The following is a 24,744-nucleotide window of genomic DNA, read 5'->3' on the forward strand; positions in this document are numbered from 1 at the left end:
CGCAGGGGAGTAATTCTGTGACTAGGGATCTATTGGTAGATCGCTTCATCCTTTTGCCCGATGATAGCTGCGCCAGCGCCTCATTCAGGTGCCGGTAATACTTGCGATCAGGGCCAGCCTGGTTTGAGAGTATGTCGATTTTTGCGATCCGATGATAGATCCCTGAGGCGGAGAAAGCCATCGTCGAGTAAACTTCTATATGCAAGGACTACCGAAGCCCAAGCTGGACCGGATGATGGATATCGGCTAGGGCTGTAGCGGAACAATCACCATGAATTCTAATTCAAAGAGATGCGGTTTGTGCCTTCTTGAAGCGGATACAGGGTTCCCTGGAATACCAAAGAGCCTACGACTCCTTTAGGTAAATGTACCGTCGCTGATTTGGCAGGTCCTAGGTCATAGCTCACCTCAATCTCCCCGTTCGGATGGGGCATTTTTCCGGACAGTTCGGTGAATTCTCCCAAATGTGGCTCTATTTTGACTCGGCGAAATCCCGGCCCGTCACTGTCGATCCCAAGTATTGTTCTGTAGAATTCGATATTTGGGCTTGATCCCCAGGCGTGACTGTCGGATCTGGTTTTGTCCAGATCGGAAGTTTCCGCCCAAGTAGTCAATCCCATGTCAATCGCTTTTCGCCAAACGTCCAGATAGGTCAGGTACTCGTCCCCTTTTCCCACATCCACCAAGGCCTGGTGGATGTAATATTTGAAATAGATGGTCGCTTCGACCATGTTGTTTTCCAATGCGAGCATTTTATCTCCAACAGCTCTAGCGCTCTCACCTTCGACAAGTCCTGAGAGGATAGCCAAGGCATTGGCATGCTGGGAAAAAACATCCTTTTCGGATCTGTCAGCAAACAACCCTTTTCCGGCATCCCAATACTTTCTTCGAATAGTAGCTTTCAGTTTCTCCGCTTCTTGGAGGTAGTTGGCTCCCAGTTCGGGGATTCCCAAATGCTTCTCCAAGTCTGCCGCATACTGCAAGGTCAGAACCATTTGCAAATCCAAAATAGCCGAATTGCCATCTGCGCCCATTGGGGGAATACCCGGTCCCCACTCAGGTCCAGTCGCCCAATCCACAAATGACCAAAACGGGAGTGTCCCCAAAGACCCGTCATCACCCTGTACACTTTGAAAATACTGGATCACAGACCGGGAGGAGTTGAGCTTGGTTTTCAAAAACTCCAAATCAGAACCATACATCAGATAGTCATGAAGCATTCCCACATACCACATGGAAAAGGGAGGAATGTACTGAGGGCTAGCTGATGGATACCGGCTGAAAGTCACACCTTCCGGCTGCTGGGAATAGGAGATTTGGTTGATCGAATTTTTGGCCAATCGGTCGTCTCCCGTGTTGTAATAGGAAATCATCATCTGAATCCTCCCATCTCCAATGTACTGCAGCTGCTCGTAGTAGGGGCAATCCAAGTAGGAATCCACCGCACAAAGGCGGGCTGTTCTCCACCCGATTTCCAGGATTTTTTGGAGTTGTGGGTCATCGGATCCAAACTCCGCCTTTAGCTCAAATGGAAATCCGGTAAATGTCGCTTCCATTCCCTGAAGTGTCAAAGGCTCGTCCTTGGTCTCCACCTCCAGTTGGATGTATCGGTAGGTTCTATAATTCAGCGGGGTAAATCGTTGCTTTTCTGAGCCATCGGTGACAATCTGGTCAAATCTTCCGACCATCGTTTTTCCCGCTATCTCATTTCTGTTTCCCTTGGATCTTTCTTCACCATACAGCGCTTCTGCATACGTGATCTTGACGGTAGCGTCTTTTCCTTTGGCAAAGGTAAAAGTGGGGTAAGCGTTGGTCAGGTAGGTCTGGTCGAGCAAGATGCTGGCTTTGGAATTGGCGGGAACTTGAATGGGCGAATTGCCGAAGGTTTCCAAAGCCACGGAAACGCCCTCCGTTCTTCGGATTGTGGGTTTTTTCTCCGGGGAAAACTCAAAAGTTGGGATTCCCGAAGGAATCAGCATCCAGCCCATCGGTGCTCCGAAGGCTCCAACTTTTGACTTGGGGACTCCGGGGAAAGATGCTTGTGCCGCTGGCCAAGCTTCGTCATTGAGGTCCGGAGACTGCCAGTCTTTGATGTAGTTTTCCATCTGGATGTTTTCTCCCGGTCCAGCAGCATAATATCCGTAAACCCTCACCTGAATCGGAGCGTAAGCTTCATCTTTCCTCGCCTTCCAAGAATCGTTGGTAGCAATGGCAGACGCATCACCTTCACCATCCACTATAAACCCCGTGCGCAGCGAAATCTGGGCTTCGGCTTTTCCAGCTCCTTCGTTCCAGACCTTGGCAGCAATCGTGTTTTTGCCGGATTTCAAATACGGAGCGATATCGTAAGTGTCAAAAAACCAATGCTCGATGTCGTTCCTGGCAGGTCCCACACCGATAAACTCCCCATTGACATAAAGGCGGTATTTATTGTCCGCAGACACATGGATGACATACTTGTCAGGCTTGGCAGAAAGATCGAAACCCTTTCTAAACACATAAACGCCATACTCGGCGGGTTTGCTTTCTGCGGCAGTAATCCATCTGGCATTCCAGTTTTTGGTCAGAAAATCTGGATTGATCTCCTGTGAAAATGCGAATTGGCTGCTTAACGAAACAAAAACCAGTAATAACATCCACGTACTAATTCGGGATTTGCTGTTTGGTATATGGGCTGCGGAAATCATAAAGGTTAAGTTTTTGGGTTTAAGAAACGATAGGTTTAAATCAGCTGGTGACTAGTTTTCCGATTTCTCTCCAGGTATCCAACTCATCGTGGAACCGATTCTCGATCACTTCGCAGTCGGCATCGATTCTCAAAGTAGGGCGGGTTTCCAGATTATAGGCTGGCCATACCGGCTCCCCTTCAGCGGAGGGTACTCCCGTTTTGGCGAAGTTGCACCAGTATTCGGCAAAATTGTGAGAAGCTTTGAAGCGGTCAGGTTTACCCCCTCCAAATCCCATTCTCGGCGCTTCTCCTTCTTTTGGAGGAACCTCATTGTTGAACTTGAAGGAAATGTCCATGGCATGGGGAGTTCCCATTTCGTATTCAGTGCCTGGGATTTTCATGTCGGATTTATAGCCGAAGTTGTAGAGATACACCGGTGCACCCCCTTGTTTGGCTTTCTTTTCGGCGATCTCTATCGAGCCTAGTCCCATCATGTTTATGGAGGAAATCGCCACAAATACATCAGGAGCTGAGGCTTGTGGATTGGCCTTTCGATAGGTCTCGACCAAGGCTTGCGCATCGGTCCCAAAGGGACCTTTGAGCCTTTCGGTGATTTCTTCGAAATTCATCGAGAAAGGCGCGATATCTCGGCTTTGCCATGCGAAAAAATTGTATTCATCTTCATTCCAGCCTACCAAAAGCGGTTTGTTTTTGGAGATTTCCACTGCCTTGGGGTCGAATGGATGGTGGGGCAACACGACTCCATCCACCACTGGCCCAAACCCCCAAATCGGATTTTCGCCGATTGGCCCATTGAATTTGGGTTGAAAAGGAGGGACGGTAGGGATGGTGTTTTGGATCTCCAACAGTTTTTCGGCCGGGATGTCCAAGAGCTTTTTCCAGTCACTTGGATCTATTTCCAACTTTTCCAGCACTGCGAGGGTTGTTTTCTGAGCCTGTTCTCTGCTCAGCATTCTGGCTCCGGGGCCGCTTTCGATGGATGTTTTGTTGAAAAAGGGAGCCGCCTCCGGCATGGCATACAGACAGGCGGTCTTTCCTCCTCCTCCCGATTCACCAAAGATCATTACGTTGTCCGGATCTCCTCCAAAATTTGCAATGTTGTCATGCACCCACTTGAGTCCCAGGGCAATATCCTGCACCCCCCTGTTTCCGGAGCCGGTGTATTCTCCCCCGGCTATTTCATCCAGATAAAGAAACCCCAACAGACCCAGGCGATGGTTTGTCTGGACAACGACTACGTCAAAATTCCTGGCCAAATTGGCACCGTCCTGTCCTCCAGATCCACCCGAACCGATGACATAGCCGCCACCATGTCTGTAGAACATCACCGCCCGTTTCTTCCCATCATTGGCTGGAGTCCAGACATTGAGATACAGGCAGTCTTCCGATGGGGCAGGCTCACCTCTTCGTGGACCTTGGATTGCCGGAGCTCCTAGTTCCAGGGTGTCCTTTATTCCGGTCCAAGGCTCCGGATTGAATGCTTTTTTGAAGCGGTTTGCTCCCGAGGCTTTCCTCCGTAGGGAATTCCCTTGTAGATGTTTACTCCCTCTACCCGTGAGCCTCGGATCTGGCCGTACAAGGTGTCAGCTAAGACGAATTCTTCTTTTGGACTAGTAGAAGAAAAGCCTGAAAACGGCAAAGAAATCAGTGCGGTCGAAGCCGAGAGTTTCACAAGGAAATCCCTTCTTCCAGGAGAAAATTGTTTCATGAGTTTTTAGCAGGTTTATTATCTATAATTAAGATAATGTGATTTAAGGTAGTGAGGATAAGAGGGTATGTCTGTCCTGTACTGGTAGGTTTCAGGCCGTTGGATTTGAGTGTCAGTTCAGCTTATAGCTTACAAAAGCAATCTTTCGACTATCCGGACTCCATGAGGGGACGTTGATTGTGCCCTGACCTCCAAAAAATTCCGGAGTCAGGTCTTTGATTTCTCCAGTGTTTAAGTCCATCAAACGGAGCTTCACCTGCTTCCCAAATGGATGTCCTTCTTTTTGGTCTTCCAGATAAGAGATATAGACTATCCATTTCCCATCCGGTGATGGGTGGGCAAACCAATTGGAGTAGCTGTCAAAGGTCAGCTGCTCAGGATTGGAGCCATCTGCTTCTATTCTCCAAATTTGCATTTGGCCTGTCCGGTAAGAATTGATATAGATGTGTCTTCCGTCTGGGGAATAGTCTGGCCCGTCGTCTAGGCCCTCCGTATCGGTAAGGCGGGTTTCTTTCCCCCCTTGGACAGGAATTGTGTAGATGTCAAAGTTTCCATTTCGCTCTCCCGTGTAGGCGAGTGTTTTTCCATCCGGACTCCAGCCATGCCAGAAGGACATCACCTCAGTGGTCACTCTTCGAGGTGTCCCGCCTTCGATAGGCAAGAGATAGACGATTGATTTATAGGATTTGGGGGACGGGTCGTTTTGATCATTGTGACTGATGGCGAGCCATTTTCCGTCGGGAGATATGCCGTGGTCATTGTTGCAGGCAGTGGCAAAACCAGTGTTTAGATGGCTGGTTTCCCTGCTGTCCAGATCCAGGGTATAAAGGCTGCCCAAGCTGTTTAGAATAAGGTAATTGTCAGGGTGCCAGTTGGGGGCTTCAAAATGCTTTGGCATAGTGGCCAATGTGTCTATCACACCGGTGGTGATGTCCACGGAATGCACATAGCTGGTGGTGTCCTGGCCAGTCTGGGCAAAGAGACAGAGCGGTGACACCAACAGGAAAAAAGTGAAGGAACAGCACTTTTTCATTTTCGGAAATTCCAGATAGCTAGGGATGGGCAGCATGAGTTTATTGGGTTTTTGGATTAATTGGTTAAAATGTACTCACTTTTCCACATTATCTAAAATATAGATAATAAGGATCTGGCATCCGGAAACCGGCGTATGGTCTGGTTTTCAAAAAAAAATGAAATTTGAGTTCTCGTTGCTATGCCAAAATTCGACGTCACGCTATATATCGCCCAGCTTTCCATCGACTGCGTAGTATTCGGCTATGAAGATGGTGAAATCAAGGTATTGCTTTCCAAGCCCAGTTACCTCCAGGATTTTTGGTCCCTTCCCGGGGGGTATGTTTTGAAAACTGAAGGGACGGACCAGGCCGCGTGTAGAATCCTGACCGAAAGGACGGGGTTGGAAAACATATTTCTGGATCAGTTTCGCGTGTTCGGCTCGGAGGGCAGGGTGGTAGGCAGTGAGCAGGTCGATCAGATCAAAGCGGGCCTTATTGCGTTGAATCCCGAAATGTATGACGAGGAAATCGTCTCTTGGATGGCGGAGAGGTTTGTCAGCATCGGGTATTATGCCTTGGTGGATATCAAAAAATGTGAAGCCCAAAACCGGAATGTTGGAGGAAGCACTGACTTGGTTTTCATTGGCACAGGTACCGAAGCTGACCTATGACCATTTTTCAATTTTGGAGCATGCATTGGATTCTTTGCGATTGGGTTTTGACAAGAAGCTGATCGGGTTTGAGCTGTTGCCGGAAACATTCACCATGAAGGAAGTCCAGAGCCTGTATGAAGCCGTGTTTGAGAAAAGCTTTCCCATGAACAATTTCCAGAAGAAGATTCTTGATTTGGGCATTTTGGAGCGACTTGAAAAGAAGTTTACCGGAGCTGCCAACAAGGCTCCGTACCTCTATAGACTCAAAAGGCAGAAGTCTGTCTCCTTGAGCAGCTGAGCTGCGTCTGCTGGTTCGGGCCAGGCATCTGAGGCTTTGCTTCGATGTCGGGTTCGATGGGCTTTTTGGTCTCAGGAGTGCTCTTTATTGCCAAGGGAGAATTTGCACAGTGGCTGATCTAGCCCTTGCGCTGATCATGGAGTTTAGGTAAGGACTTTCGGCATATTTCTTTCTGTAAGCCTGGTCTATTTTCTCGTTTATTTCTCCTTGGACGGACTTGAATTTTACTTTTTTGTCCATGCCTGCTGCGGAAATTTTCCCCATCCCTTGGTTCATGGCTGACTTGAACCACCGAGAGGAAGTGCCATGGTAGGCTCTCACAAACAATTGATCATCCACGGATACAGACCATATCCAAGTAAGGGGGCCGTATGTGATTCCATCCTCCCGGAGTGCGGCGATGTGGAAATCATCTTTCGAAGCGATTGTTCTGATCTCATCAGAACTTAGTGTCTCTGACAATTGATTCATTTTTTGGTACTGATACGATATAGTCTTCCGTTTTCATCATCCGTGATTGCGTATAGGGCATCATCCGGACCTTGGACGACATGCCTGAACCGTTGTTTTTCCTCTGTCAACAGTCTCTCCTCACCGACAATGCGGCCGGTCGCGTTGTCGATTACTAGTCGGGCAATATGCATCCCCCGGAGCATCGCCACAAAAAGGTTGTTTTTCCATTCAGGGATTAGGTCTCCATCGTAGAAGGTCATCCCACTGGGCGCTACGGCAGGGTCATAATAATAGACCGGAGACTCCATTCCAGTCTTTTTGGTCAATCCGGTTCCGTCAACTGGGGATCCGTCGTATTCCAATCCAAAGGAAACCTGAGGCCATCCATAGTTTCCCCCTTTCTTGATTCGATTGATTTCATCTCCGGCTCTCGGGCCGTGTTCGGATTCCCACAGCTCCTGAGTGGCAGGATTGAAAGCCAGGCCTTGTGGATTTCGGTGTCCTAGCGACCAAATTTCAGGAAGGGTGTTTTCTGCATTTTCAAAGGGGTTTCCTTTGGCAGCTTTTCCCTCCGGTGTGATGCGGATTATTTTTCCCAAAGCAGCATTCATTTCTTGGACGTCCTTTCTTCCATTTCTGAATCGGTCTCCAAAAGTGACCAAGAGCATACCCTCCGAATCAAAAAGCAATCTGGATCCAAAATGAAATTTACCACCTTGGGTGGGTTTGATTTCATAGATGATTTTTACGTCTTGGATTTCAGTCTCGTCTCTCGAAAGTACTCCAGATGCGACTTGATTCATGGCTTCACCCTCATAGGTGGAGACGTAGGTCCAAAAAACCTTTCTGGAAGTCTCGAAGTCTGGAGAAAGTTTGATGTCAAACAGTCCTCCCGAGCCCTCATATCGAACTTCCGGTACGCCTTTCAACGCAGGGCCAACTTGGCCTTCTTTCGATATTAGTTTTATTCTTCCTGGTTTTTCGCTGACTATTAGTTTTCCATCAGGTAGGAAATCCATTCCCCAGGGAAAATTGAGCTTATCGGTAATTGTTTCGACCGAGTAGTCCGTTTGTGTCCTGACGCCTGGGGCTCGGGTCTGTTCTTGGAAATCAGGGCATTGGGATTGGGCTTCTTTTGAAGCTTTTTCCACGGATTGAGCGGACACGTCCTGTCCAAGAGATGGATTGGTGTGAAGTAGGATTCCAAAAATCAAGAGCTTCACAAGCCGGTGGTTTTTCATGGTTACACGGGTTTACAGTCAGGATTATAGATTGAATCGACGCCATCTCTTTTTCCGGGAGTTGCCGAGAATCAGCTGTAGGACTTATTCATTGGCATATTGTTCGTCAGATACCTGTTCCATCCAAGTGACCACTTTTCCGTCGACTTCTTCTTGGATTGCGAGATGGCTCATGGCGGATTTTGGAGAGGCGCCGTGCCAGTGTTTTTCCTCCGGTTCGAAATAGACGACGTCGCCGGGACCAACTTCGATGATAGGACCTCCCTCTTTCTGAACGCATCCCAACCCGGATTGGATGATGATCGTCTGACCGGCTGGATGGGTGTGCCAGGCTGTCCTTGCTCCGGCTTCGAAGGTGACCATTGCGCCTTGGGCGACGGTCTTGGGCTGTTTGGCAAATACGGGTTCTACTCGGACCTGTCAGGTAAACCAGTCTCCGGGGCCTTTGAAAGATCCCCGAGTTCCATTTTTGGTAATCTCCATGTTCGTTATTTAAGGTTTGAAAAGAGTTGCCGTGTCTACGTGTTTGATTGCTTGCACCAAGCCATCTACGTTTTCAATGTTTCCCAAAGGAATCAATCCCGAGGCATAAGCGGCATCTTTGTAAAAGATCGCTACATCGCCCCAGGGGGCATAGTACATGATATTTCCCTTTACCGGCTTTGCTCCACTGGGAGCTTCGTTTTTGGAGAGTTTTTTCGGAGGGTAGAAAATCTTTTCCAGTCCCGCAAAGTCTTCAAATTCAACGGATAGGGGGAGTTGGTCTAAAAGACTTTTGGAAGCAGGATTGTCCAACAGTTCCACTGGGAACTGCTCTTGTCCTACTTGAATGATCAGGCTTGGTGAATCAGTCATAGCAGAAGATAGGGAAGAAATCTCTTCTTTGCCGCCTGCAGGGATTGGGGTTGCTGCAACGACCGCCAGCAGGACGAGCAATATGAGACGAGATTTCATGCGGATGATTAAAAGGTGGCGGCGTCGATCACGTATCTGTAGCGGGCTTCCTTATTGACTACTTTGCCCCAGGCTTCGTTGATTTCCTCGGCGGAAATGATCTCGATGCTCGGTCTGATGCCATTGGCGGCACAATAGTGGATCACTTCCTGGGTTTCGGGGATGCCTCCGATCAAGGATGCGTTGAAGTTTACCCTGGCAAAAGAAAGCATCAGATTGTTGATGTTGATTTCGGATTTGATCGGCATGCCCACGAGCGTAAATGATCCGTAAGGTTTTACGCACATGATATAGGGGGTGACGTTGAACTGGTAGGGGATGGTACAGATCATGTAGTCCAGTGTCTTGCCGTAAGCCTGCATGGACTTGTATTCTTCATCCACGACGATTACCTCTTTGACCCCCCAGGACTTGATGTCCTCTACTTTATCGGCAGTAGTGGTAAACGCGTAGACTTCCGCTCCTTTGGAAACGGCGATTTTGACGGCCAGATGCCCCAGCCCACCGATACCTGCAACGCCCACCTTGTCTCCGGATTTGAAGTTGGCCTTCATCAATGGAGAGTAGGTCGTGATCCCTGCGCAGAGCAGTGGTGCTGCTTCTTCGAAGGAAATGCTCTCGGGGATATGTACCGCAAAATGGTCTCTTACCACGATTTTGTCGGAGTATCCGCCTTGGGTAATGCCGGTAGGTTCCGCGGGATTCGGGAAGCCGTAGGTAAATTTGGTCTGTCCTCTCTCGCAAAACTGCTCTTCCCCATGGGTACAGCTTTCACATTCCATGCAGCTGTCGACCATGCAGCCCACGCCGGCACGGTCGCCTACCTTGAATTTGGTGACGTTCTTTCCCACCGCGGAGACGATTCCCACGATTTCATGGCCCGGCACCTGTGGATAGATTTGTTTTCCCCAATGGCCTTTTTCCTGGTGAATATCAGAATGGCAGATGCTGGCGAATTTTATATCAATGAGGATGTCGTCATCGCCAACCGGTCGGCGTTCGAATTCGAATGGACTGAGCTTGCCTGATTCGTCTGTGGCAGTATAGCCTCTGGTTTTTATGTTTTCCATAAAAGCTTGTTTAAGTGATTGGACATGGGGATGCTGTGGATCGGCCATCAGCTGAAGAGGGCTGGAGAGCGATACGGCAGCTCCGGCAAGGGCAGATTGCAGGAGGAATTTTCTCCGGGAGCTACCTGGTGTTGAATCCTTGGAGTTGGTCATGATTTCTAGTTGGCTTGGTTGGTCTGTTTTAGTCCTTGTATTGCTGGTCGGCGACTGCTTCCATCCATTGGACTATTCCCTTTTCCGTATTGGGGAGAATGTAGAGCTGCTGCATGCCTTGGTCGGGACTCGCACCGTGCCAATGGCGTACATTGGGAGGGCATATAGCCACACTTCCTTTCTTTAGAAGCTGCTTGGGCTCTCCTTCGATCTGATGGTAGCCTTCACCAGCGGTGATGATCAATATTTGTCCTGCGGGGTGGGTATGCCAGTTGCTTCTCGCTCCCGGCTCGAAATACACGTTGCCAATCATGGTTGTCAGGGAGGTGTCGCTTTGGACCAGGCCGTAGTTGTAGGCGTTCCCGGTGAAGAAGTTTTCAGAGCCTTTTTGTCCTTTGGGGAAAATACCGTCGCTCTCAGCGGATGCCTCGGCAGTGCTGCCCTTCGTGTCCTGCCCCAAAGTAAAGTGGCTGGCAAACAGCAGTAACGCGATACATGCGTATTGGCTTTTTTTTGAGATTTTCATCGCTATCTGGTTTAGGTTAATCGTGTCTTTGGGAAATGGAATCCGCTTTGGGTTGAATGGGTTGCCTTGGGGACTTAGGTCGTAGCAGCGCCGGTCAGAGGATTTGGATGGAAGCCTTTGGGTCCGACAGTCCGGGTTTCCACCACGGCATTTTCACTTATAGAAATCCCCGGCAATAGGGTTGCCCCTGCTTCGGTCCAAACGTTTTTTGGAATGGACATTGCCACCGTTCCCCTTTTCGATTTAGGCTCTGGGGATGGGTTTTCCTGGCAAGCCTGAGCTGTTGTTTGGAAAAGGGACTTTTTGGCAAAGTCTGTGTGGCCCGAGGCAGCCGCTGGAGCGGCGGGTTTCGGGGTGGTCACAGCGTGCGTGTTGATTTTATGGGAAATAGCGGCCGAGTATGCTACTGCGTGTCGCGAGATCGACTTGGCGCGGATTTTCCCTAGGGTTTGTTTGTCATGCAGGTCATCCATATGGGATTTCGGATCTGATCCTTGACAAAATTACCTCAGCCTGAAGGACGGGGGTTAAAGAAAATCAAATGAGTTGTTAAGGTATTCAAACATGAAGGGCTTTATTGGAGGATTTGCAAATGTTCCGATGCCGCAGGTTATCGCAGCGCTTTGGGATTTGTGCCCACGTGTTTTTTGAAGAAGTTGTTGAAGTAGGTTGGGTACTCGAATCCCAGTGCGTAGGCGATCTCGCTGATGTTCCAATCGGTGTGTTGCAAGAGCGCTTTTGCTTCGACAAGGATCCTGTCGGCTATAAGTGCGGAGGTGGATTTGCCGGTGATTTCTTTGACAGCCCGGTTGAGAGAGTTGACATGCACCGACAAAACCTGGGCGTATCCTTGTGGGGAATTCAGTTGCAAAGGGGAATCCGGACTCTCGATTGGAAATTGACGTTCCAATAACTCCAAAAAGACGGAGGTGAGTCGGGCCGCACCATTTTTATGCTGGACAAAATTCTCTGAGGGCTTCATTTTCAGGGCTTCATGCAAAATCAAATTGATGTAATTTCTAATCAAATCATCTTTGAATGCATATTCGGACTCCTGCTCTTCGATCATCTTGTCAAAAATCCCGTTGAGATTAAGTCGCTTTAGTTCAGTGATTTTGAGAATCGGCGTCCCGTCAATTTTAAAAAGTGGTGATTGGAGCAGGCTTTCTGTCCGTTCGCTGTGATTAAAGAACTCTTCCGAAAACAGACAGGTATATCCGACATATTGGCTAGAAAGAGTTTCCCAAGAATAAGGGATATGGGGGTTGCCAAAAAACAAAATAGTATCTTCTTCCCGATAGCTTTTGTCCGCGTAGTTGATGATGCTCCTTCCGGTAGTCAGGCAGATTTTGTAAAAATCCTTGCGGCTGTAGAGGCGGGTTGCATTCCCGTCACTTTCGATCCGAAAGGCATTGAAACCCTTTAATTTTAGCTTTGAGTTATATTCCGAGAGTGGCCTTTCTACAATTTGTGCCATGTCTTAACTTAAGAATTTCAAATGGGCTGTCGGTTGCGCACTACAGTGGTCTTCAAAGGACGGGCACTGCGGCCGACTTGAGGTTGAAGCCTGACGCGAACGTATCGCGTCGGGCTTGGGAGATATCCGCCAATTAAAGCTGGTCTTATTTGGCAAAAACAGGGAACACACTGGCTTCACCGTAGTTTTCTATTCTTTCGATGTTGCTCAGGAGCTCCATATCTTCGGAGCTGATCTCAAAATCTACGGAGGCGTTTGACTTCATGTGGACTGGATTGGCGGTCTTTGGAATTGGCAAGAGCCCCAATTGCAGGGTATAGCGGATCGCCAGTTGGGCAACGCCCACCTTGTATTTGGCAGCCAAATCGATCAATTTTTCATTACTTGGAATTTCTCCGTGTCCGATGGGAGAGTAGGCTTCCACCAGGATGTTTTGTTTTTGGCAGAAGTTGATCAGCTCAAGCGGGGTGTTGCCGATATGAGCCAATATCTGGTTGACCATTGGCTTGACGGTGCAGCCGGCGAGGATGTTTTCGAGATCTTCTTTTTCGAAGTTGGACACGCCGATAGCTTTGAGTTTTCCTGCCTTATAGGCATCTTCCAGAGCTCTCCAGGCTTCTTTGTTTCCTTCGGCAAAGGATTCGGTTCCGAGAAACTTGCTCCAAGGTTTAGGGCTGTGGATGATCAGTAGGTCGATGTAGTCCAACCCCATTGTTTCAAGAGATCCATCAATTGCATCGAGGGCCTGCTGATAGTTTTTGATTTCAGCGGCCAGTTTGGTCGTAATGAATAGTTCTTCGCGGTTAGCGCCAGCAATTTTCACTCCCTCGCCGACCCCCCGCTCGTTTTGATAAGCCTGTGCGGTATCGATGTGCCTATAGCCCAAGGCGACGGCTTCCTTTACAGCCTGGGCTACCTTGTCGTCACTGATAAACCAGGTGCCCAAGCCCAATTTGGGTATTTCAAGACCGTTGGACAGTCGGTAATTTTCTTCTAGTACCATAGCGTTGTCAAAGTTTTTGTTGGTTCAATTAGCTGATTCAAAGGTAGAATCAGGCTGGCTTGCCCACTAAAGAATTTCAAACTGATGCTTAATAGAATCAAACAGCCGACTCAAGAGACGTGGTTGGGAAAGACAAAATTCTTTCAGTGGCTGGGATTTTTAAGATACGGGTTATTGCTGCCCAGATGTGGCTATGGAGGGGGGGCGTAGCGATGACGGAGGTTTGGGCCTACTTGAATGATTGGAAACTACGCGGTTGACGACAAGCGCTTATTATAATATTCAAGTAAAGCATTGTTGGTTGAAGATGGATTGGGGTTTGATGGTTCGGGGGGATTTTTGCTGTCGCGGATCAGCGGACTCTTTCGATTTGCCGACCAAGCCCTTTTGTAGCCCGAGTAGTTCGTTTCAGAGGCGGATTTCGGTGCATGAACCCACTTGTACATGAAGCTCGGTGAGGTGCAGGGCCGCGCTTTCGTTTTCACGGGGAAGGGGAGAGGGGAGGTGTTCGGGGAGCAAGGCATAGAGCAGGAAGCCTCCCGCGGTGTAGAAGACCGAATAGGAAACACCGGTCACCTTCGAGACGGTAGGCATCCAATCCATGATGAACACGGCAAGGCCCACAACGGCTAGAAGGAGGATAAAGGTGTCCATGGTCAATCCGGTTTGCTCGTTTGGAATGGAGGCAGGTAGGGCGTCTGGCTCCTGTTTGGGCTCTTTGCTTATTTGGAGATGATCAGTAGGTCAATACTCAGCAGGTGGACGTCCAGTAGGGTTTCCCTGCCTTCCAAAAGGATATGGATCGTTTTTCCGTCTTCTTCCACCGTCCATCTTCCCTCGCTGAAGGCGATTTGGTCGGTGGGGGCAATTCCCTCACGCCTGACCGTACCGTCGCCGAAGAATTCGATGGCATCCCTGTTTCTGGACAGGCCCATAGGATAGCCCGCAGGCCGGTACACCAGCTGCTCGCCGCTGTCCTCCTCATGGGCGTGAACCCACCGTTTTGCCAGAAATTCCAAGCGTATGGCCATGGCGTCAAACTTGGTTGATCAAACCTGCCCTCGGACCCATCAGGCTGGCCCGCATTCTCGCCACCTGGCCCGGGGTGAACATCACCATCGTGTCGTCGTCCACATAGTCCATGTAGTTCATGAACATATCCCCATGGGGGCCATTGTTGCAGGAAATATGCGGGAATAGGGGCTTGTTGTAGTTGGGCAACTGTTGGGTCGGGGTATCCTCTATCGAGTCGGAACCGAAGCAGTGCTCGGTATCTCCCCAAATATGGCGCAGATTGAGGTAGTGGCCCACCTCGTGGGTGCAGGTGCGACCCAGGTCGAACGGAGGTTCAGCCGTGCCCTGGGTGCCGAAGGCCTTATAGAGTATTACCACGCCATCTGTCTCCCGCGGGCCACCGGGAAACTGGGCGTAGCCCAAAAGCCCCCCATGGAGGTTGCAGACCCAGATGTTGAGGTAGCGGTCGGTAGGCCACGCGTCCGAACCGCCGCGGGCTGAAAACTTCACCGAATCCAGGTGGTCAAAACCCCTCATAGCCGTCTTTGTCCGGATGATTCCGCTGGTGGGCTTGTCCTCCGGATCCCGTGAGGCGAGGGAAAAACGAATCCCAGAATCCATGGGCAGATCACCCCATACGGCAGGAATGGCGGATTTGTCTGGATTGGTGGAGCTGAAATCCCTGTTCAAAACCTCGATTTGGCTCAAGACTTGGAGATCGGATATGTTCTGCTCCTCGGTTTCATAGACGATATGTACCACCACCTGCAGGGTAGCCGTGGGAAAAGACTGCGTGCGGTCCGTCTGAGTCAAGGCCCTAGACAGCCGCTCTATCTCCCCGAGGTTTGCCCGGAATTGCGGATACCTCTCCATGAGTAGGGTGTTCGAGGCCATGGTTCCACAGGTTCTGTAAAACGGTCGATCCGCTTCGGAAAAGTCGTTTACGGTGATGTTTTCCATATCAAAGGGGTTACGGGATTTTGGGTCAATGATCCTTATAACAGCGTGGCATCACCCTTTGTTTTCCCTACAATCTCGGAAGGGTACCGGTGACCACGTTTCAGGATTCTTCGGTGTTTTTGTCTGGGACGGATTTTTCCAGCAGGCGTATCACCTGCAGGATGGGTCCTGTTTTTGTCCTGAAGTATATTTTCCTGGTCTTACCGTTGGACAACTGCAGACTCAGTACGAACGCCTTTCCTCTCCACAACAGGTCAATCCTTTTGAGAGCCCAGGATTTCAGGTCGTTTTCCAAGTGTATTTTGGTGGTATTCAGCGGGTGTTTGATGAGCAAAATCCCGTCACCTTTCATCTCCACGTTGCTGCTCGTGTTGGTTTTGGAAAGGAAAAGCACTGCAACCAAAATTATGATCGCAAGAGAGACCAGGCTCATTGCCAGATAAATCATTGCGGTTGGGTTTTGTTGAAACAATAACCAAGTCCCAATAAAAATGCCATGGGAAGACAGAGCCGAACATGTTGTGAAAACCCTCCGGTCCTACACGTAAAATACGGGTTGGAAACCCTTCAAACCATCGAAAACGCGGGGGGTAATTTGTTCCGGCGCCGCGGTTTGGGCCTGTTTGTGCCGGTTTTTCTACGTTCCGGGCCACTGCTCGACGAACCTGTTACAAGCTTCTGTTTTTTCCCGAACCTCCCAGTCAGGATGGAAAAAAGAAGCGGCGTGTGGAATTTTGGAGATTGGCTGGGGTTTAACGCCACGCCTGACTCGGAATTCGCCCGAAACTGTTCCCTTACGGACATGGGGCTATTGCACCAAGACATCCGGGTGCAGGCTGATCAGGGCCAGGTTTTCCCGTTGGCGCATGACAAAAGTCGCCAAGCCCAACTTGTCGGTTTTTTTAAGGCTATCCCGCAACAGGTTGTAGGACTTTCCGCCTTCCTTTTGCGGTTCCAGGTAATAGGGTTTCTTAAACAGCATGTCAGAAACCTCCTTGGCTTCCACAAAGGCCTCGATGTCCAGGGTTTTGCTCTTTTCCACATTGGCCATCTCGAAATCCCCGTCATCCAGGACGACGTATTTTTCGTCCATTTTATAGCCTTTGACGATGTCTTTCCATTTTACCTCTTTTCCGGTGCTCTCGTTGACCCGCTTGAAGCGGATCCGCGAGTGGTCCCTGGAGTCCAACATATCCAGGTCGATGGTCCTGGATTCCGAGGCGGAATACATCTTTACAGGGATGTTGACCAGGCCAAAGCTGATTGAGCCGTTCCAAATTGATCTCATGGTTTGTGCGGTTAAGTCCCATCCGGGAAAACCAATTTCCGTTCCATCCGAAACGGGTTTCCGTCTAGCCCAACTCAGGTAAACCAATGGGGAAATATCGTTTGTTCTGCCCTGCAGACAAGAGGAGGGCTGCCGAAAATGGAATCGGCAAGGTGTTGGAATTCTTGCACAGTATGGGCAAGGCAATCCTATGCCGGATTACTCGGGCATCAGGAATACCAGGTCAAAGACCGCCTGGACATGGTTGCAAAGCTCGCCAAACTCGCAGGGTTTGGTGAAAAACCGCTCTGCACCAAGCCTAAGGGATTCTTCCCTGTCTACCGGGTCGGAGGAAGTGGTGAAGACGAATACAGGAATATGTTGGAGAAGGATGCTGCACTTGAGTCTGGCCAAAAAACCCTTTCCGTCCATACGCGGCATGTTGAGGTCCAAAAAGATCACGTCTGGCAGGCGTAGGAGGTTGGAGTCGAGCAGCTCCAAGGCGTGTACCCCGTCTTTTGCTTCCTGTATTTCGGAAACGGGATAGATCTCCAGGATCGCTTCCCGGAAAAAATCCCGGTCATCCTGATCGTCGTCAACTAAAAGAAAATATTTGGTTCCAGTCATATAGAGGGGCTTTATATCCCATCGCTGGAATTAAGTATAATCTAGGGAGAATTATATTCAAATAAAAGTATATCGTTTTTATTAAAACAATAATTGATAATTGAAAAATACTAAGTCGCTGTTTGGGGCAAATTGGGCATGGTTATTTTTGATCTTGGTGGTTTATTTGGCAAAAGGTAGTGATTTGCTCTTATCTGTTGATTATCAGATGGTTGTGCATTGCATGGGTAGTGATTATATATAATATATAATGTATTATGGATATATAATTATGTGTTAAGAGGATTGGCCGTGATTGCTGGGGGTTGATTTTTTGGAAGGTTGGAAAGGGAATGGCCGAAGACGGGAGAGGGAAAAGCTGGATGTATATTAACCAATTAGCGCTCCCTCTGTTTGGAGGGTGATGGGCGTTTGCTTCCGAGAACCAATCCACGTCTGATTGACATGGTTTGAAACGAAAAAGCCAGCCCAAATCGGACTGGCTTGTGGTTTTCGGACAGTTTAGTGCTGTCCTCCGATTAAAGGCCCTTTTCGCTGGACCTCAATTCTTCAGCTGTTCTCGAGTCCAGGTCAAACCTTTCGTCTTGGTCGAAATAGATTCGGTTTTCCCTGTCATAGCGTCCGAAAAGACTTCTGGGCTCCTCGGCGTAATACGATCGCAGGGTATGGATAAATTCCGACTGGGGGCCGGTCGGCCAGTTGTCCTCGTCAAAGCCGGGAGCGTTTTCAAGCGTCTCTTTGCTTTCCCTTACGGTGATCACACCGTCATGTGCCGCATGGAAATGGAAAGACTCCATCGGCATGGCCAAGAGCTTGGAACCTAAGTTCAGGAAGCCTTCGTCCACCTTCAATACCACGTAGTCTACCTGGCCGGTGGAGGTGTTGATCATAAATTCCTTGATGGCACCTACAGACTGGTCACTGGAGGTTTTTACGGTGCAGGACATGGCCGTCGTGCAACTGATCTGGGAATGGTTTGTACTGTTCATGGTGTTAGTTGGTTAAGTGAGTATACTGTTTGCCTGTCTAAGTCCCATATCCGTGCCGTCCGCCAAAACGGACCGATTTGGGAATATTTCCCGCTCCGAAAGAGTTTGGGTGTGGTCTGCTTTCCCCTTATGGTGTAATTTTTTTCAAGGAGGTAGTGCCGCTACTGGCTTCCCGTCCGGTTTTGGGCCTCGGTATAGAAGTTGGGCTGATATATCCTAACCAAATCAAGATAGGTAATGGAAACATTGATTGACAATTTACGGGGTATTCGGCCTTGCTTGCTGATCCTTTCTTTGCTCGCCTTTTCATGCGCTGAGAGGGAAAGGGAAAACGACGGTAATGAAGGATTCAAGGACTCTACAGCCTTACGGAATCCTTCGGAAAACTTTGGTGGGGATTTTTTGGAGGACTCCCTCCATGTCGGCAATTCGGTACGGATTGAACTGGCCAACCCGGGAAATTTTGACTGGGAATCCTTCAAACGGGATTTTGACAAAAGAGAGGAAGGTGACGAGAGCCTGTCTGGGGACGTTGCCGCCGGTCCATGGACGGTATGGAATGAATTCCAATACCGGAGGGTATATAGGTATGTGGACGATGGCCTGTGGCTCCAAACGTACTATCGGCCAATGGACAGTACAGGTAGGAGCAAAAATGCAGGCCGCGTGTTGCTGGACAGCCAAAACCCCGACTATAGGCAGATGGGGCCTCTATGGAGCGACATGCTGATGAGGGGAAGGCACCTTTCGGACAGCCTTCGCTAAGCGCAAACGCACATTGTTTTGGGGGGAAGTGTTTCAAATGGGAGTAGTCTCTAAGCGCCACAGCTGATGTGGTACCATGGGCATCTTCGCAGTGGCTTTTTGAAGTTGGAGAATTTCATAGCGACAGGGTTGGTTTCGGTGAATCTCCAACTGGGAGGTACGGTGACGTACCTCCTTTTTTTGTGCTGCTTCATCAGGAGATATGGCATACGCGGTCTCATTTTACATCGAGGCCCTGTTGTGAAATTGATGAGACATAGTGTGGACATTGTCTCCGTCCGAGATTGACCGGAAAACCGGGGGGGATAGAAAAATAGCCTATTCCGAGCTGTAGGCCGTCTTTTGATTGGGATTTTGGAGTGGTCTACCCCTTGGTACAGCCTTTGGATAAACTTGTTCGAACTAAAACCAATTAACCATGGACAGTACCAAAAACAAAATCAAGGGAAACTGGAACGTCATCAAGGGCAAACTCAAGCAGGAATACGGCGACTTGACCGATGATGATCTGACCTACGTTGAGGGCAAGGAAGATGAGCTCTTGGGAAGACTTCAGAAGAAGACGGGCAAGACCCAAGCGGAGCTAGAGCGGTTTTTCGACTAAACCAACACCGACTAGAAGGGTGCCGAGAGGCACCTTTTTTTTTTGCCCTTTTGATTAAAAAACGATTTGGATACGGGCTTGTTTGAAAGGAGACCTGGGGCAAAAACGTCGTCTAATTGGTCCGATCTTTCACGAAAATATCACCTTTGACGGGGCAGAACATCGAATCGCTAGAATTAACGAGGTAGTTAACTTTGTCTATTTGATTAACTGCGAGTTAAGAGGCAAAAAAATGGGCAAAATCCTTCAAAAAAGATCTTGCCCAGGAGGGTGGGCCCACTTGGAATCGAACCAAGCACCTACTGATTATGAGTCAGTTGCTCTAACCGAATGAGCTATAGGCCCGTTTTGACTTCCGGTTTAGCGCCTCTATTCGCCGCAAACCTTGGTTTTGGGAGTGCAATGTTACATATTTGGCTTCAAATACACAACCCGGACTACGAATGAAAAAAGCCCCTGACGCCGACTTTTTGATCTTTGATTTGGGCAATGTAATCGTCGATTTGGACTACGGCCGCGCTTTTGAACTGATCAAATCCCTGGTACCAGCCAGCGAGCATTCCAAGGTGGAGGATTTTTACCTCACTGACTTTCACAAGGCTTACGAAAAGGGAGAGATAGATTCCCCCACGTTCCGGGATGAGGTTAGGGCTTACTTTGGGCAGTCTTGGGAGGGGCCGGAGGTAGACCGCCTTTGGAACAGCATCTTGGGGCCCATCCCCAAAAAAAGGCTGGAACTCGTCGAGAAGCTCAAAGCCGATTACCAGCTTGCGGTGCTCAGCAACACCAACGCGATACATATCGACGCCGTGTACCAAATGCTCAAGGAGCAACATGGAATGGACGGCTTCCAGCCGCTCTTTGACCGGATTTTCTACAGTCATGAGATGGGACTTGCCAAGCCCTCGGTAGAGATCTACGAAAAGATGCTTGCCGAACTGGGCACCACGGCAGACCGAGTCGTTTTCTTCGACGATCTTGAGGCCAACGTCAGAGGCGCTGCCTCGATAGGCATCCATGCCGTACAGGTGACCGGACCAAATGTGATCTTTGAATTCTTTGGACATGTATAAACCCAAAGAATACCTGATCCACGGATTGCTTTTCCTGCTGACTTTGATCACGGCCACCTTGGCGGGAGGAGAGTGGATTTATTCAAGGTTTGTCATCGGAGAGGGGGAGTCTGCACTTACTTGGGAGTATTTTACCAAATCCCTCGCCTTTTCCATTCCCTTCATCGGCATCTTGTTGGTCCACGAGTTAGGCCATTTGTTCACTTCACTCTATCACAAGGTAAAGTGCAGCCTGCCTTATTTCATTCCGGCCTGGTTTGGCTTCATTGGCGGCCCATCGATCGGTACGTTTGGAGCGATCATCCGGATGAAAGGCTTTGTAAACAGCCGTAAGAAGTTCTTCGATATCGGGGTTGCCGGACCGCTTGCAGGCTTCGTGGTGGCTGTGGGCGTACTTTGGTACGGCTTTGTGACTTTGCCGCCCGCGGAATACATCTATTCCATCCACCCTGAATATGCCGATCCCAACTTTGCCGGGTACGAGGAAGGGACTATTGACTTCGAGCTGGGTAAAAACCTCCTGTTTTGGGGCATGGGGGAGCTGCTGGCTGAGCCTGACCGGATGCCGGCGATGTCGGAGGTGATCCACTATCCGGTTTTGTTTGCCGGGTATCTGGCGCTTTTTTTTACCGCGTTGAATCTGCTTCCCATCGGACAGCTGGATGGAGGGCACGTGGTTTTTGGCTTGTTTCCCAAGTACCATCGGCAGATTTCCATCGGCGTTTTTTCCCTGTTTTTGGCCTACGCCGGGGTCGGAGTCATACAGCCGGGGATGGCGCTGGATGAGCTGATGATAAGGATTCCCCTCTACGTCGGCTTTCTGTATATATGCTATTCCCGTACCGACTTTACTACCCAAACCAAGTTGACCCTGGCCCTTTCCCTTGCCGCAGGGCAATATGTCCTCGCCTTCTTCCGGCCGGACTGGGACGGGTACCAAGGTTGGCTGTTTTTTGCTTTCCTCTTGGGAAGGGTCATGGGACTGAAGCATCCAGAGGTGAGCGGTCTGAGGGAGTTGGATTGGAAGAGAAAGTGTGTCGGCTGGCTGGCTATCCTGATCTTTGCGATCTGCTTTTCGCCGAAGCCGTTTATTTTCAGTTAAAAAAAATCCCGCTAAAATTATAGCCTTTTGCCGCTGTTTTTGCAAAGCGGAGCGGTGACTTGGATCCTTTGGGGAAAGGAAGGCGCTACGGTTTCGGGCATAAAAAAGCCGGAATTGAAGTTCCGGCTTGTTGTGTTTTATAGGGCTCTGTAGGCCAATATCCCCCCGGGGACGTTGCGCACTTGGCTGAAGCCCTTGCTTTCCAAAAACTTCTTGGCATTGCCGCTGCGGGCTCCGGAGCGGCAGTGGACGATGATCTCCTCGTCTTTGAACTTTTCCAACTCGCCGATTCGGTGGGGGAGCTCTCCCAAGGGAATGTTGTTGGCTCCGAGGTTGTCCTCTTCAAATTCCCATTCTTCACGGACATCGAGAAAGTGGAATTTCTCTCCTTTGTCCAAGCGCTCTTTCAATTCAGAAACTGTGATGTCTTCCATATTATCTGTTGACTAAAATTCGGAATGATTGCCGGCCTGCTTGGGAAACTATATTGATGACGTAGATTCCTGGCCGCTGTCCTTCAAAATTAATGATTTCTCCCGCATCGTTCCTTTCCCGAGGCAACAAAATCTGCCTGCCGAAGGAGTCGAAAACGGCAATTTCCACAAATTTCCCCTCGATATGCACGCGATCTACCACAGGGTTGGGATAGATGCGGAAGCTCGCTGCCGGCAGAGCGCTCTCTTCAAAAGGAGGGGCCAATGCGACATGGGGACGGATCTGGAGTGCCCCTTTGACGGCCTCATTTTGCACCCAGCCTGCGCCCACGTTGTAGAAGATCTTGTCGCCGTGGTCGTTGACTTTGTCCAGCCCCACGTGCACGAAGTCGTTGGAATACTGCGTGAATCCCACGTGAAACTGCCCCGAGACCCGGATGTTGGTGTCCAGTTCGTAGTAGACGAATTGTTGCCCCGGTGCTTTGGCAGGGATCAGCGACTCCTTTACCAAAATGGGCGCCTGCTCTATTTCATCCCATACCACGATATCTAGGGCTTGGTTTGCTTGTGCGGCATTGGTGAAGTTGATGGAAATGCCCTTGATGTACACTGGCGTGGGCGTCTCATAGCGGACGGCGAGCTGGCCGGCCCGTTGGTTGATGCCCGCGGAATAGTCCGCCGAGCCGTTGTCATAGGCGAAGAAATCACGAAGCGGGAACACGCTTTTCACCGTATCGTTTTGCCGGAAGTCCACGGACGCGTAGCGGGTCGTGTCGCCATTTTGGAGGGAAAAAAGCAGCCCATCCCCGGAGGTGAGGGACGTGACAGCCACCAAGTCTGTCTCCTCGGTGGGTGCGGGGATCTCAGCAAAGTCCCTGCTGAGGAAAGTCCGTCTTTCCAGCGCGTTTGGCACAGGATCGAAAGGCGTGTTTTCGTTCACCGATAGAAGCTGTCGGCCTAGGCTGTCCTCCAGCTCGATGGAGTATTCCATGGCCCTGAATCGGTTTTCGAGGTTCAGGAACTCGTTTTTGATTTGGGACCAGGCTCCATTCTGCGCCTGACCGAGCAGGGCAAGGGGATAAGCGCCGTAGTCACCGAGTCGGAGCTGGTTTTGCCCCGTAAGTGCGCGATCCCTGTAGTAGAGGTCTGTTTCCGTCCGGTTGTAGTGGAGATAGACATAGTCCAGCAGCCAGCTGTCAAAGGGGCCAGCCTGTCGGCCATTGGACAGGAATCTAAACTGAAAGGCTGCGTGCTGCCATGCCGGCAAGATTTGTATCAATTCCTGGGTAAAGGCGTTTCTGTCCAAATCCTCGCCGCCCTGTCTAGTCCATACCGTATTCCAGCTGCCGGAAGCGTCCAACACCTGCAAGCTCAGCCTGTCCCTGCTGTCTGGAGCCTCCGCTTTGCCTCCAGCTTGCCAGAAGAAGCTCAGGTAAAGGCTTTCCCTTTGCCCTGTTGTCAAGGTGCTGAGATCAAAGGGCTTGCTGGTCAGGTAGTCACTGTCCCCTTGGTCACGGATTTGGAGGGAATAGGGGCGGCCGCTGGCGTCTGAGCCATTGAACAGAATTTGGCCAAGAGAAGGGGCATTTTGGCCGATGGTCTCGGTGTAGGAAGCTCCAGCCACCGTCCATTTCAAGGTGTCTATTCCAGCCGAGAAATCATCCCAAAAGGGGAGCGTGTTTCCTTCCTGAGTCCTCGCCTGATCGTATCCGCCTAGCCGTGGGGCGTATTTTTCGCGGTGTATCGATGCAAACTCGACAAACTGGGCCAAGACCTCTCCACTTTGCAGCAAAGCCAGTGCAAAGAAGAAAAAAATGGTCCGGCATGAAAGTTCGTGTTTCAAATCACTGGTTTTTGGAAATCCAGACGTCTATCGGCTCGCCCGTTCTCACCTGCGTACCTGCCGGCGGCGCCTGTAGGAAAATCCTGTCCGGAGCTACCGAATCGGTGCTGGAGAAGTTTTTGTTTCCCACCCTGAGTCCAGAACCCAAGATCAGGAATTCGCCCTCTTCGAAATCCAGCCCGGTCAGATCGGGTACGAACAGAAGCTGATTTCCGTTGCCGTCGCCTACGGTCAGATCGATCCTCGCGCCCTTGGGGATTTCGAACCCTTCCCTGACAGTCACTCCACGATAGCGCTGCTCCAGCACCACGTTGATTCCGATATCCGGCACATAGACGATGTCACCCCGCTCCAAGCCGATGTTTGCCAAGATTTCCTGAACGTTTTTCAGGGGCATATTGACCAGGTTAGGCATTTTGATCATCGGAGCATTTCGCGCATTGAGGGTCAGGTAGATCTTGCGACCGCTCTTGACTTGCGCGTTGGCCTCAGGGATCTGCTTGAGGATGGCGAGGGCTGGCAGTTCCGTGCTGAAACCCGAGTCCAGGGAGACCTCGTATTGAAGTCCTGTGTTTTCCAGCAGGTTGGTAGCTTCTTGGTATTCGTAGCCGGAGAGGTCCGGTACGGAGACGGTTTCGCCGTGGTTGGTATAGAGCGGGAGGTATACTTTGAGGAAAAGAAACCCGAAAAGGATGCCGAGAGCGATGACAATCAACAGGTTAATCAGGATTTTTTTGATCGAGTAATTGAAGGAATTCATTGGGGAAATAGTGTCTGTCTAAGATAGCTGGATTTTTGGACGCTTGGAGAACAAAATCGCCAAAATCA

Annotated in this window: 27 protein-coding genes, 1 tRNA gene and 1 pseudogene; 6 read left to right on the forward strand and 23 right to left on the reverse strand. The window is 49.9% G+C overall.

Annotation, left to right across the window (positions count from 1 at the left end):
* Window positions 1-278: 278 nt before the first annotated feature.
* The 4 genes from J0A68_RS12955 to J0A68_RS12965 all read right to left on the reverse strand — a co-directional run bounded on the left by J0A68_RS12955 (window position 279) and on the right by J0A68_RS12965 (window position 5,466).
* Complete coding sequence (locus J0A68_RS12955; protein ID WP_206578641.1) at window positions 279-2,636, reverse strand: alpha-L-rhamnosidase-related protein; 2,358 nt, start codon at window positions 2,634-2,636, stop codon at window positions 279-281.
* Between the two features lie 91 nt (window positions 2,637-2,727).
* Window positions 2,728-4,143 carry a carboxylesterase/lipase family protein gene (locus tag J0A68_RS12960; protein ID WP_317195117.1) on the reverse strand — a complete coding sequence of 472 codons (1,416 nt, stop codon included), beginning with the start codon at window positions 4,141-4,143 and terminating at the stop codon, window positions 2,728-2,730.
* Window positions 4,140-4,397: a hypothetical protein gene (locus J0A68_RS22855; RefSeq protein ID WP_236025588.1), complete on the reverse strand. Its 258-nt coding sequence runs from the start codon at window positions 4,395-4,397 to the stop codon at window positions 4,140-4,142. Before J0A68_RS22855 ends, J0A68_RS12960 begins: the two co-directional genes overlap by 4 nt.
* A gap of 112 nt (window positions 4,398-4,509) precedes the next feature.
* Window positions 4,510-5,466, reverse strand: a complete 957-nt coding sequence (locus J0A68_RS12965) for a TolB family protein (RefSeq protein WP_236025589.1) — start codon at window positions 5,464-5,466, stop codon at window positions 4,510-4,512.
* Between the two features lie 144 nt (window positions 5,467-5,610).
* Between J0A68_RS12965 and J0A68_RS23025 the strand changes: the two genes are divergently transcribed.
* Both J0A68_RS23025 and J0A68_RS23030 read left to right on the forward strand, forming a co-directional pair.
* Window positions 5,611-6,081, forward strand: a complete 471-nt coding sequence (locus tag J0A68_RS23025; protein WP_317195112.1) for an NUDIX hydrolase — start codon at window positions 5,611-5,613, stop codon at window positions 6,079-6,081.
* A gap of 25 nt (window positions 6,082-6,106) precedes the next feature.
* Window positions 6,107-6,361 (forward strand): NrtR DNA-binding winged helix domain-containing protein, encoded by a 255-nt coding sequence (locus J0A68_RS23030; RefSeq protein ID WP_317195113.1) that lies wholly within the window; start codon window positions 6,107-6,109, stop codon window positions 6,359-6,361.
* 84 nt (window positions 6,362-6,445) lie between these two features.
* On the opposite strand, the gene J0A68_RS12975 is transcribed toward J0A68_RS23030, so the two are convergent.
* The 15 genes and pseudogenes from J0A68_RS12975 to J0A68_RS13045 all read right to left on the reverse strand — a co-directional run bounded on the left by J0A68_RS12975 (window position 6,446) and on the right by J0A68_RS13045 (window position 18,095).
* Entirely contained in the window at window positions 6,446-6,832 is a 387-nt protein-coding gene (locus J0A68_RS12975; RefSeq protein WP_206578642.1) for a DUF2255 family protein, read from the reverse strand.
* Window positions 6,829-8,055 carry a PQQ-dependent sugar dehydrogenase gene (locus tag J0A68_RS12980; protein WP_206578643.1) on the reverse strand — a complete coding sequence of 409 codons (1,227 nt, stop codon included), beginning with the start codon at window positions 8,053-8,055 and terminating at the stop codon, window positions 6,829-6,831. Before J0A68_RS12980 ends, J0A68_RS12975 begins: the two co-directional genes overlap by 4 nt.
* Window positions 8,056-8,139: 84 nt before the next feature.
* Window positions 8,140-8,463, reverse strand: a pseudogene (locus J0A68_RS12985) ((R)-mandelonitrile lyase); the annotation flags it as partial.
* A gap of 84 nt (window positions 8,464-8,547) precedes the next feature.
* Complete coding sequence (locus J0A68_RS12990; RefSeq protein ID WP_206578644.1) at window positions 8,548-9,009, reverse strand: cyclophilin-like fold protein; 462 nt, start codon at window positions 9,007-9,009, stop codon at window positions 8,548-8,550.
* A gap of 8 nt (window positions 9,010-9,017) precedes the next feature.
* Window positions 9,018-10,079: an NAD(P)-dependent alcohol dehydrogenase gene (locus tag J0A68_RS12995; protein ID WP_206578645.1), complete on the reverse strand. Its 1,062-nt coding sequence runs from the start codon at window positions 10,077-10,079 to the stop codon at window positions 9,018-9,020.
* 181 nt (window positions 10,080-10,260) lie between these two features.
* The gene (locus tag J0A68_RS13000; protein WP_206578646.1) at window positions 10,261-10,758 is read right to left on the reverse strand and encodes a cupin domain-containing protein; all 498 of its coding nucleotides are present in this window, start codon (window positions 10,756-10,758) and stop codon (window positions 10,261-10,263) included.
* A gap of 610 nt (window positions 10,759-11,368) precedes the next feature.
* Window positions 11,369-12,235, reverse strand: a complete 867-nt coding sequence (locus tag J0A68_RS13005) for a helix-turn-helix domain-containing protein (RefSeq protein ID WP_206578647.1) — start codon at window positions 12,233-12,235, stop codon at window positions 11,369-11,371.
* 145 nt (window positions 12,236-12,380) lie between these two features.
* Window positions 12,381-13,238 carry an aldo/keto reductase gene (locus J0A68_RS13010; protein ID WP_206578648.1) on the reverse strand — a complete coding sequence of 286 codons (858 nt, stop codon included), beginning with the start codon at window positions 13,236-13,238 and terminating at the stop codon, window positions 12,381-12,383.
* 408 nt (window positions 13,239-13,646) lie between these two features.
* The gene (locus J0A68_RS13015) at window positions 13,647-13,892 is read right to left on the reverse strand and encodes a hypothetical protein (RefSeq protein ID WP_206578649.1); all 246 of its coding nucleotides are present in this window, start codon (window positions 13,890-13,892) and stop codon (window positions 13,647-13,649) included.
* A gap of 68 nt (window positions 13,893-13,960) precedes the next feature.
* Window positions 13,961-14,269, reverse strand: coding sequence for a hypothetical protein (locus tag J0A68_RS13020; protein WP_206578650.1), 309 nt, complete (start codon window positions 14,267-14,269; stop codon window positions 13,961-13,963).
* 4 nt (window positions 14,270-14,273) lie between these two features.
* Window positions 14,274-15,212 carry a zinc metalloprotease gene (locus J0A68_RS13025; RefSeq protein WP_206578651.1) on the reverse strand — a complete coding sequence of 313 codons (939 nt, stop codon included), beginning with the start codon at window positions 15,210-15,212 and terminating at the stop codon, window positions 14,274-14,276.
* A 100-nt stretch (window positions 15,213-15,312) separates the two neighbouring features.
* A complete protein-coding gene (locus J0A68_RS13030; protein WP_206578652.1) occupies window positions 15,313-15,660 on the reverse strand; it encodes a hypothetical protein in 348 nt (115 codons plus the stop codon).
* A 360-nt stretch (window positions 15,661-16,020) separates the two neighbouring features.
* Entirely contained in the window at window positions 16,021-16,500 is a 480-nt protein-coding gene (gene ku / locus J0A68_RS13035; RefSeq protein WP_206578653.1) for a non-homologous end joining protein Ku, read from the reverse strand.
* Window positions 16,501-16,698: 198 nt separating this feature from the next.
* Window positions 16,699-17,106, reverse strand: a complete 408-nt coding sequence (locus J0A68_RS13040) for a response regulator (RefSeq protein WP_206578654.1) — start codon at window positions 17,104-17,106, stop codon at window positions 16,699-16,701.
* A gap of 518 nt (window positions 17,107-17,624) precedes the next feature.
* A complete protein-coding gene (locus tag J0A68_RS13045) occupies window positions 17,625-18,095 on the reverse strand; it encodes a PRC-barrel domain-containing protein (RefSeq protein ID WP_206578655.1) in 471 nt (156 codons plus the stop codon).
* Between the two features lie 402 nt (window positions 18,096-18,497).
* On the opposite strand from J0A68_RS13045, the gene J0A68_RS13050 reads away from it, so the two are divergent.
* Window positions 18,498-18,860 carry a hypothetical protein gene (locus J0A68_RS13050; protein WP_206578656.1) on the forward strand — a complete coding sequence of 121 codons (363 nt, stop codon included), beginning with the start codon at window positions 18,498-18,500 and terminating at the stop codon, window positions 18,858-18,860.
* Window positions 18,861-19,278: 418 nt separating this feature from the next.
* Window positions 19,279-19,464 carry a CsbD family protein gene (locus tag J0A68_RS13055; protein ID WP_206578657.1) on the forward strand — a complete coding sequence of 62 codons (186 nt, stop codon included), beginning with the start codon at window positions 19,279-19,281 and terminating at the stop codon, window positions 19,462-19,464.
* Window positions 19,465-19,735: 271 nt separating this feature from the next.
* Here the strand turns inward: J0A68_RS13055 and J0A68_RS13060 are convergent.
* Window positions 19,736-19,809 (reverse strand) — tRNA-Ile (locus tag J0A68_RS13060).
* A 98-nt stretch (window positions 19,810-19,907) separates the two neighbouring features.
* Here J0A68_RS13060 and J0A68_RS13065 point away from each other — a divergent pair.
* Window positions 19,908-20,537, forward strand: coding sequence for an HAD family hydrolase (locus J0A68_RS13065; protein ID WP_206578658.1), 630 nt, complete (start codon window positions 19,908-19,910; stop codon window positions 20,535-20,537).
* The gene (locus J0A68_RS13070) at window positions 20,530-21,639 is read left to right on the forward strand and encodes a site-2 protease family protein (protein ID WP_206578659.1); all 1,110 of its coding nucleotides are present in this window, start codon (window positions 20,530-20,532) and stop codon (window positions 21,637-21,639) included. Before J0A68_RS13065 ends, J0A68_RS13070 begins: the two co-directional genes overlap by 8 nt.
* A 137-nt stretch (window positions 21,640-21,776) precedes the next feature.
* Here the strand turns inward: J0A68_RS13070 and J0A68_RS13075 are convergent, their stop codons facing one another.
* From J0A68_RS13075 to J0A68_RS13085, 3 genes are read right to left on the reverse strand one after another with little or no spacing between them, the layout of a single operon-like run.
* Window positions 21,777-22,073, reverse strand: coding sequence for a rhodanese-like domain-containing protein (locus J0A68_RS13075; protein ID WP_206578660.1), 297 nt, complete (start codon window positions 22,071-22,073; stop codon window positions 21,777-21,779).
* A gap of 1 nt (window position 22,074) precedes the next feature.
* On the reverse strand, window positions 22,075-23,916 hold the full coding sequence (locus tag J0A68_RS13080) for a T9SS type A sorting domain-containing protein (RefSeq protein WP_206578661.1): 1,842 nt from the start codon (window positions 23,914-23,916) through the stop codon (window positions 22,075-22,077).
* 1 nt (window position 23,917) lies between these two features.
* Window positions 23,918-24,676, reverse strand: coding sequence for a PASTA domain-containing protein (locus J0A68_RS13085; RefSeq protein WP_206578662.1), 759 nt, complete (start codon window positions 24,674-24,676; stop codon window positions 23,918-23,920).
* Window positions 24,677-24,744: the final 68 nt, after the last annotated feature.

It is taken from the genome of Algoriphagus oliviformis (genome assembly GCF_017254915.1).
GTDB classification, from domain to species: Bacteria; Bacteroidota; Bacteroidia; order Cytophagales; family Cyclobacteriaceae; genus Algoriphagus; species Algoriphagus oliviformis.

Coding starts and splice junctions, on each gene's coding strand:
- J0A68_RS12955 (WP_206578641.1), bottom strand. CDS start 2,636: ATGTTATTACTGGTTTTTGTTTCGTTAAGCAGCCAATTCGCATTTTCA.
- J0A68_RS22855 (WP_236025588.1), bottom strand. CDS start 4,397: ATGAAACAATTTTCTCCTGGAAGAAGGGATTTCCTTGTGAAACTCTCG.
- J0A68_RS12965 (WP_236025589.1), bottom strand. CDS start 5,466: ATGCTGCCCATCCCTAGCTATCTGGAATTTCCGAAAATGAAAAAGTGC.
- J0A68_RS23025 (WP_317195112.1), top strand. CDS start 5,611: ATGCCAAAATTCGACGTCACGCTATATATCGCCCAGCTTTCCATCGAC.
- J0A68_RS12975 (WP_206578642.1), bottom strand. CDS start 6,832: ATGAATCAATTGTCAGAGACACTAAGTTCTGATGAGATCAGAACAATC.
- J0A68_RS12980 (WP_206578643.1), bottom strand. CDS start 8,055: ATGAAAAACCACCGGCTTGTGAAGCTCTTGATTTTTGGAATCCTACTT.
- J0A68_RS12990 (WP_206578644.1), bottom strand. CDS start 9,009: ATGAAATCTCGTCTCATATTGCTCGTCCTGCTGGCGGTCGTTGCAGCA.
- J0A68_RS12995 (WP_206578645.1), bottom strand. CDS start 10,079: ATGGAAAACATAAAAACCAGAGGCTATACTGCCACAGACGAATCAGGC.
- J0A68_RS13000 (WP_206578646.1), bottom strand. CDS start 10,758: ATGAAAATCTCAAAAAAAAGCCAATACGCATGTATCGCGTTACTGCTG.
- J0A68_RS13005 (WP_206578647.1), bottom strand. CDS start 12,235: ATGGCACAAATTGTAGAAAGGCCACTCTCGGAATATAACTCAAAGCTA.
- J0A68_RS13010 (WP_206578648.1), bottom strand. CDS start 13,238: ATGGTACTAGAAGAAAATTACCGACTGTCCAACGGTCTTGAAATACCC.
- J0A68_RS13015 (WP_206578649.1), bottom strand. CDS start 13,892: ATGGACACCTTTATCCTCCTTCTAGCCGTTGTGGGCCTTGCCGTGTTC.
- J0A68_RS13020 (WP_206578650.1), bottom strand. CDS start 14,269: ATGGCCATACGCTTGGAATTTCTGGCAAAACGGTGGGTTCACGCCCAT.
- J0A68_RS13025 (WP_206578651.1), bottom strand. CDS start 15,212: ATGGAAAACATCACCGTAAACGACTTTTCCGAAGCGGATCGACCGTTT.
- J0A68_RS13030 (WP_206578652.1), bottom strand. CDS start 15,660: ATGATTTATCTGGCAATGAGCCTGGTCTCTCTTGCGATCATAATTTTG.
- ku (WP_206578653.1), bottom strand. CDS start 16,500: ATGAGATCAATTTGGAACGGCTCAATCAGCTTTGGCCTGGTCAACATC.
- J0A68_RS13040 (WP_206578654.1), bottom strand. CDS start 17,106: ATGACTGGAACCAAATATTTTCTTTTAGTTGACGACGATCAGGATGAC.
- J0A68_RS13045 (WP_206578655.1), bottom strand. CDS start 18,095: ATGAACAGTACAAACCATTCCCAGATCAGTTGCACGACGGCCATGTCC.
- J0A68_RS13055 (WP_206578657.1), top strand. CDS start 19,279: ATGGACAGTACCAAAAACAAAATCAAGGGAAACTGGAACGTCATCAAG.
- J0A68_RS13065 (WP_206578658.1), top strand. CDS start 19,908: ATGAAAAAAGCCCCTGACGCCGACTTTTTGATCTTTGATTTGGGCAAT.
- J0A68_RS13070 (WP_206578659.1), top strand. CDS start 20,530: ATGTATAAACCCAAAGAATACCTGATCCACGGATTGCTTTTCCTGCTG.
- J0A68_RS13075 (WP_206578660.1), bottom strand. CDS start 22,073: ATGGAAGACATCACAGTTTCTGAATTGAAAGAGCGCTTGGACAAAGGA.
- J0A68_RS13085 (WP_206578662.1), bottom strand. CDS start 24,676: ATGAATTCCTTCAATTACTCGATCAAAAAAATCCTGATTAACCTGTTG.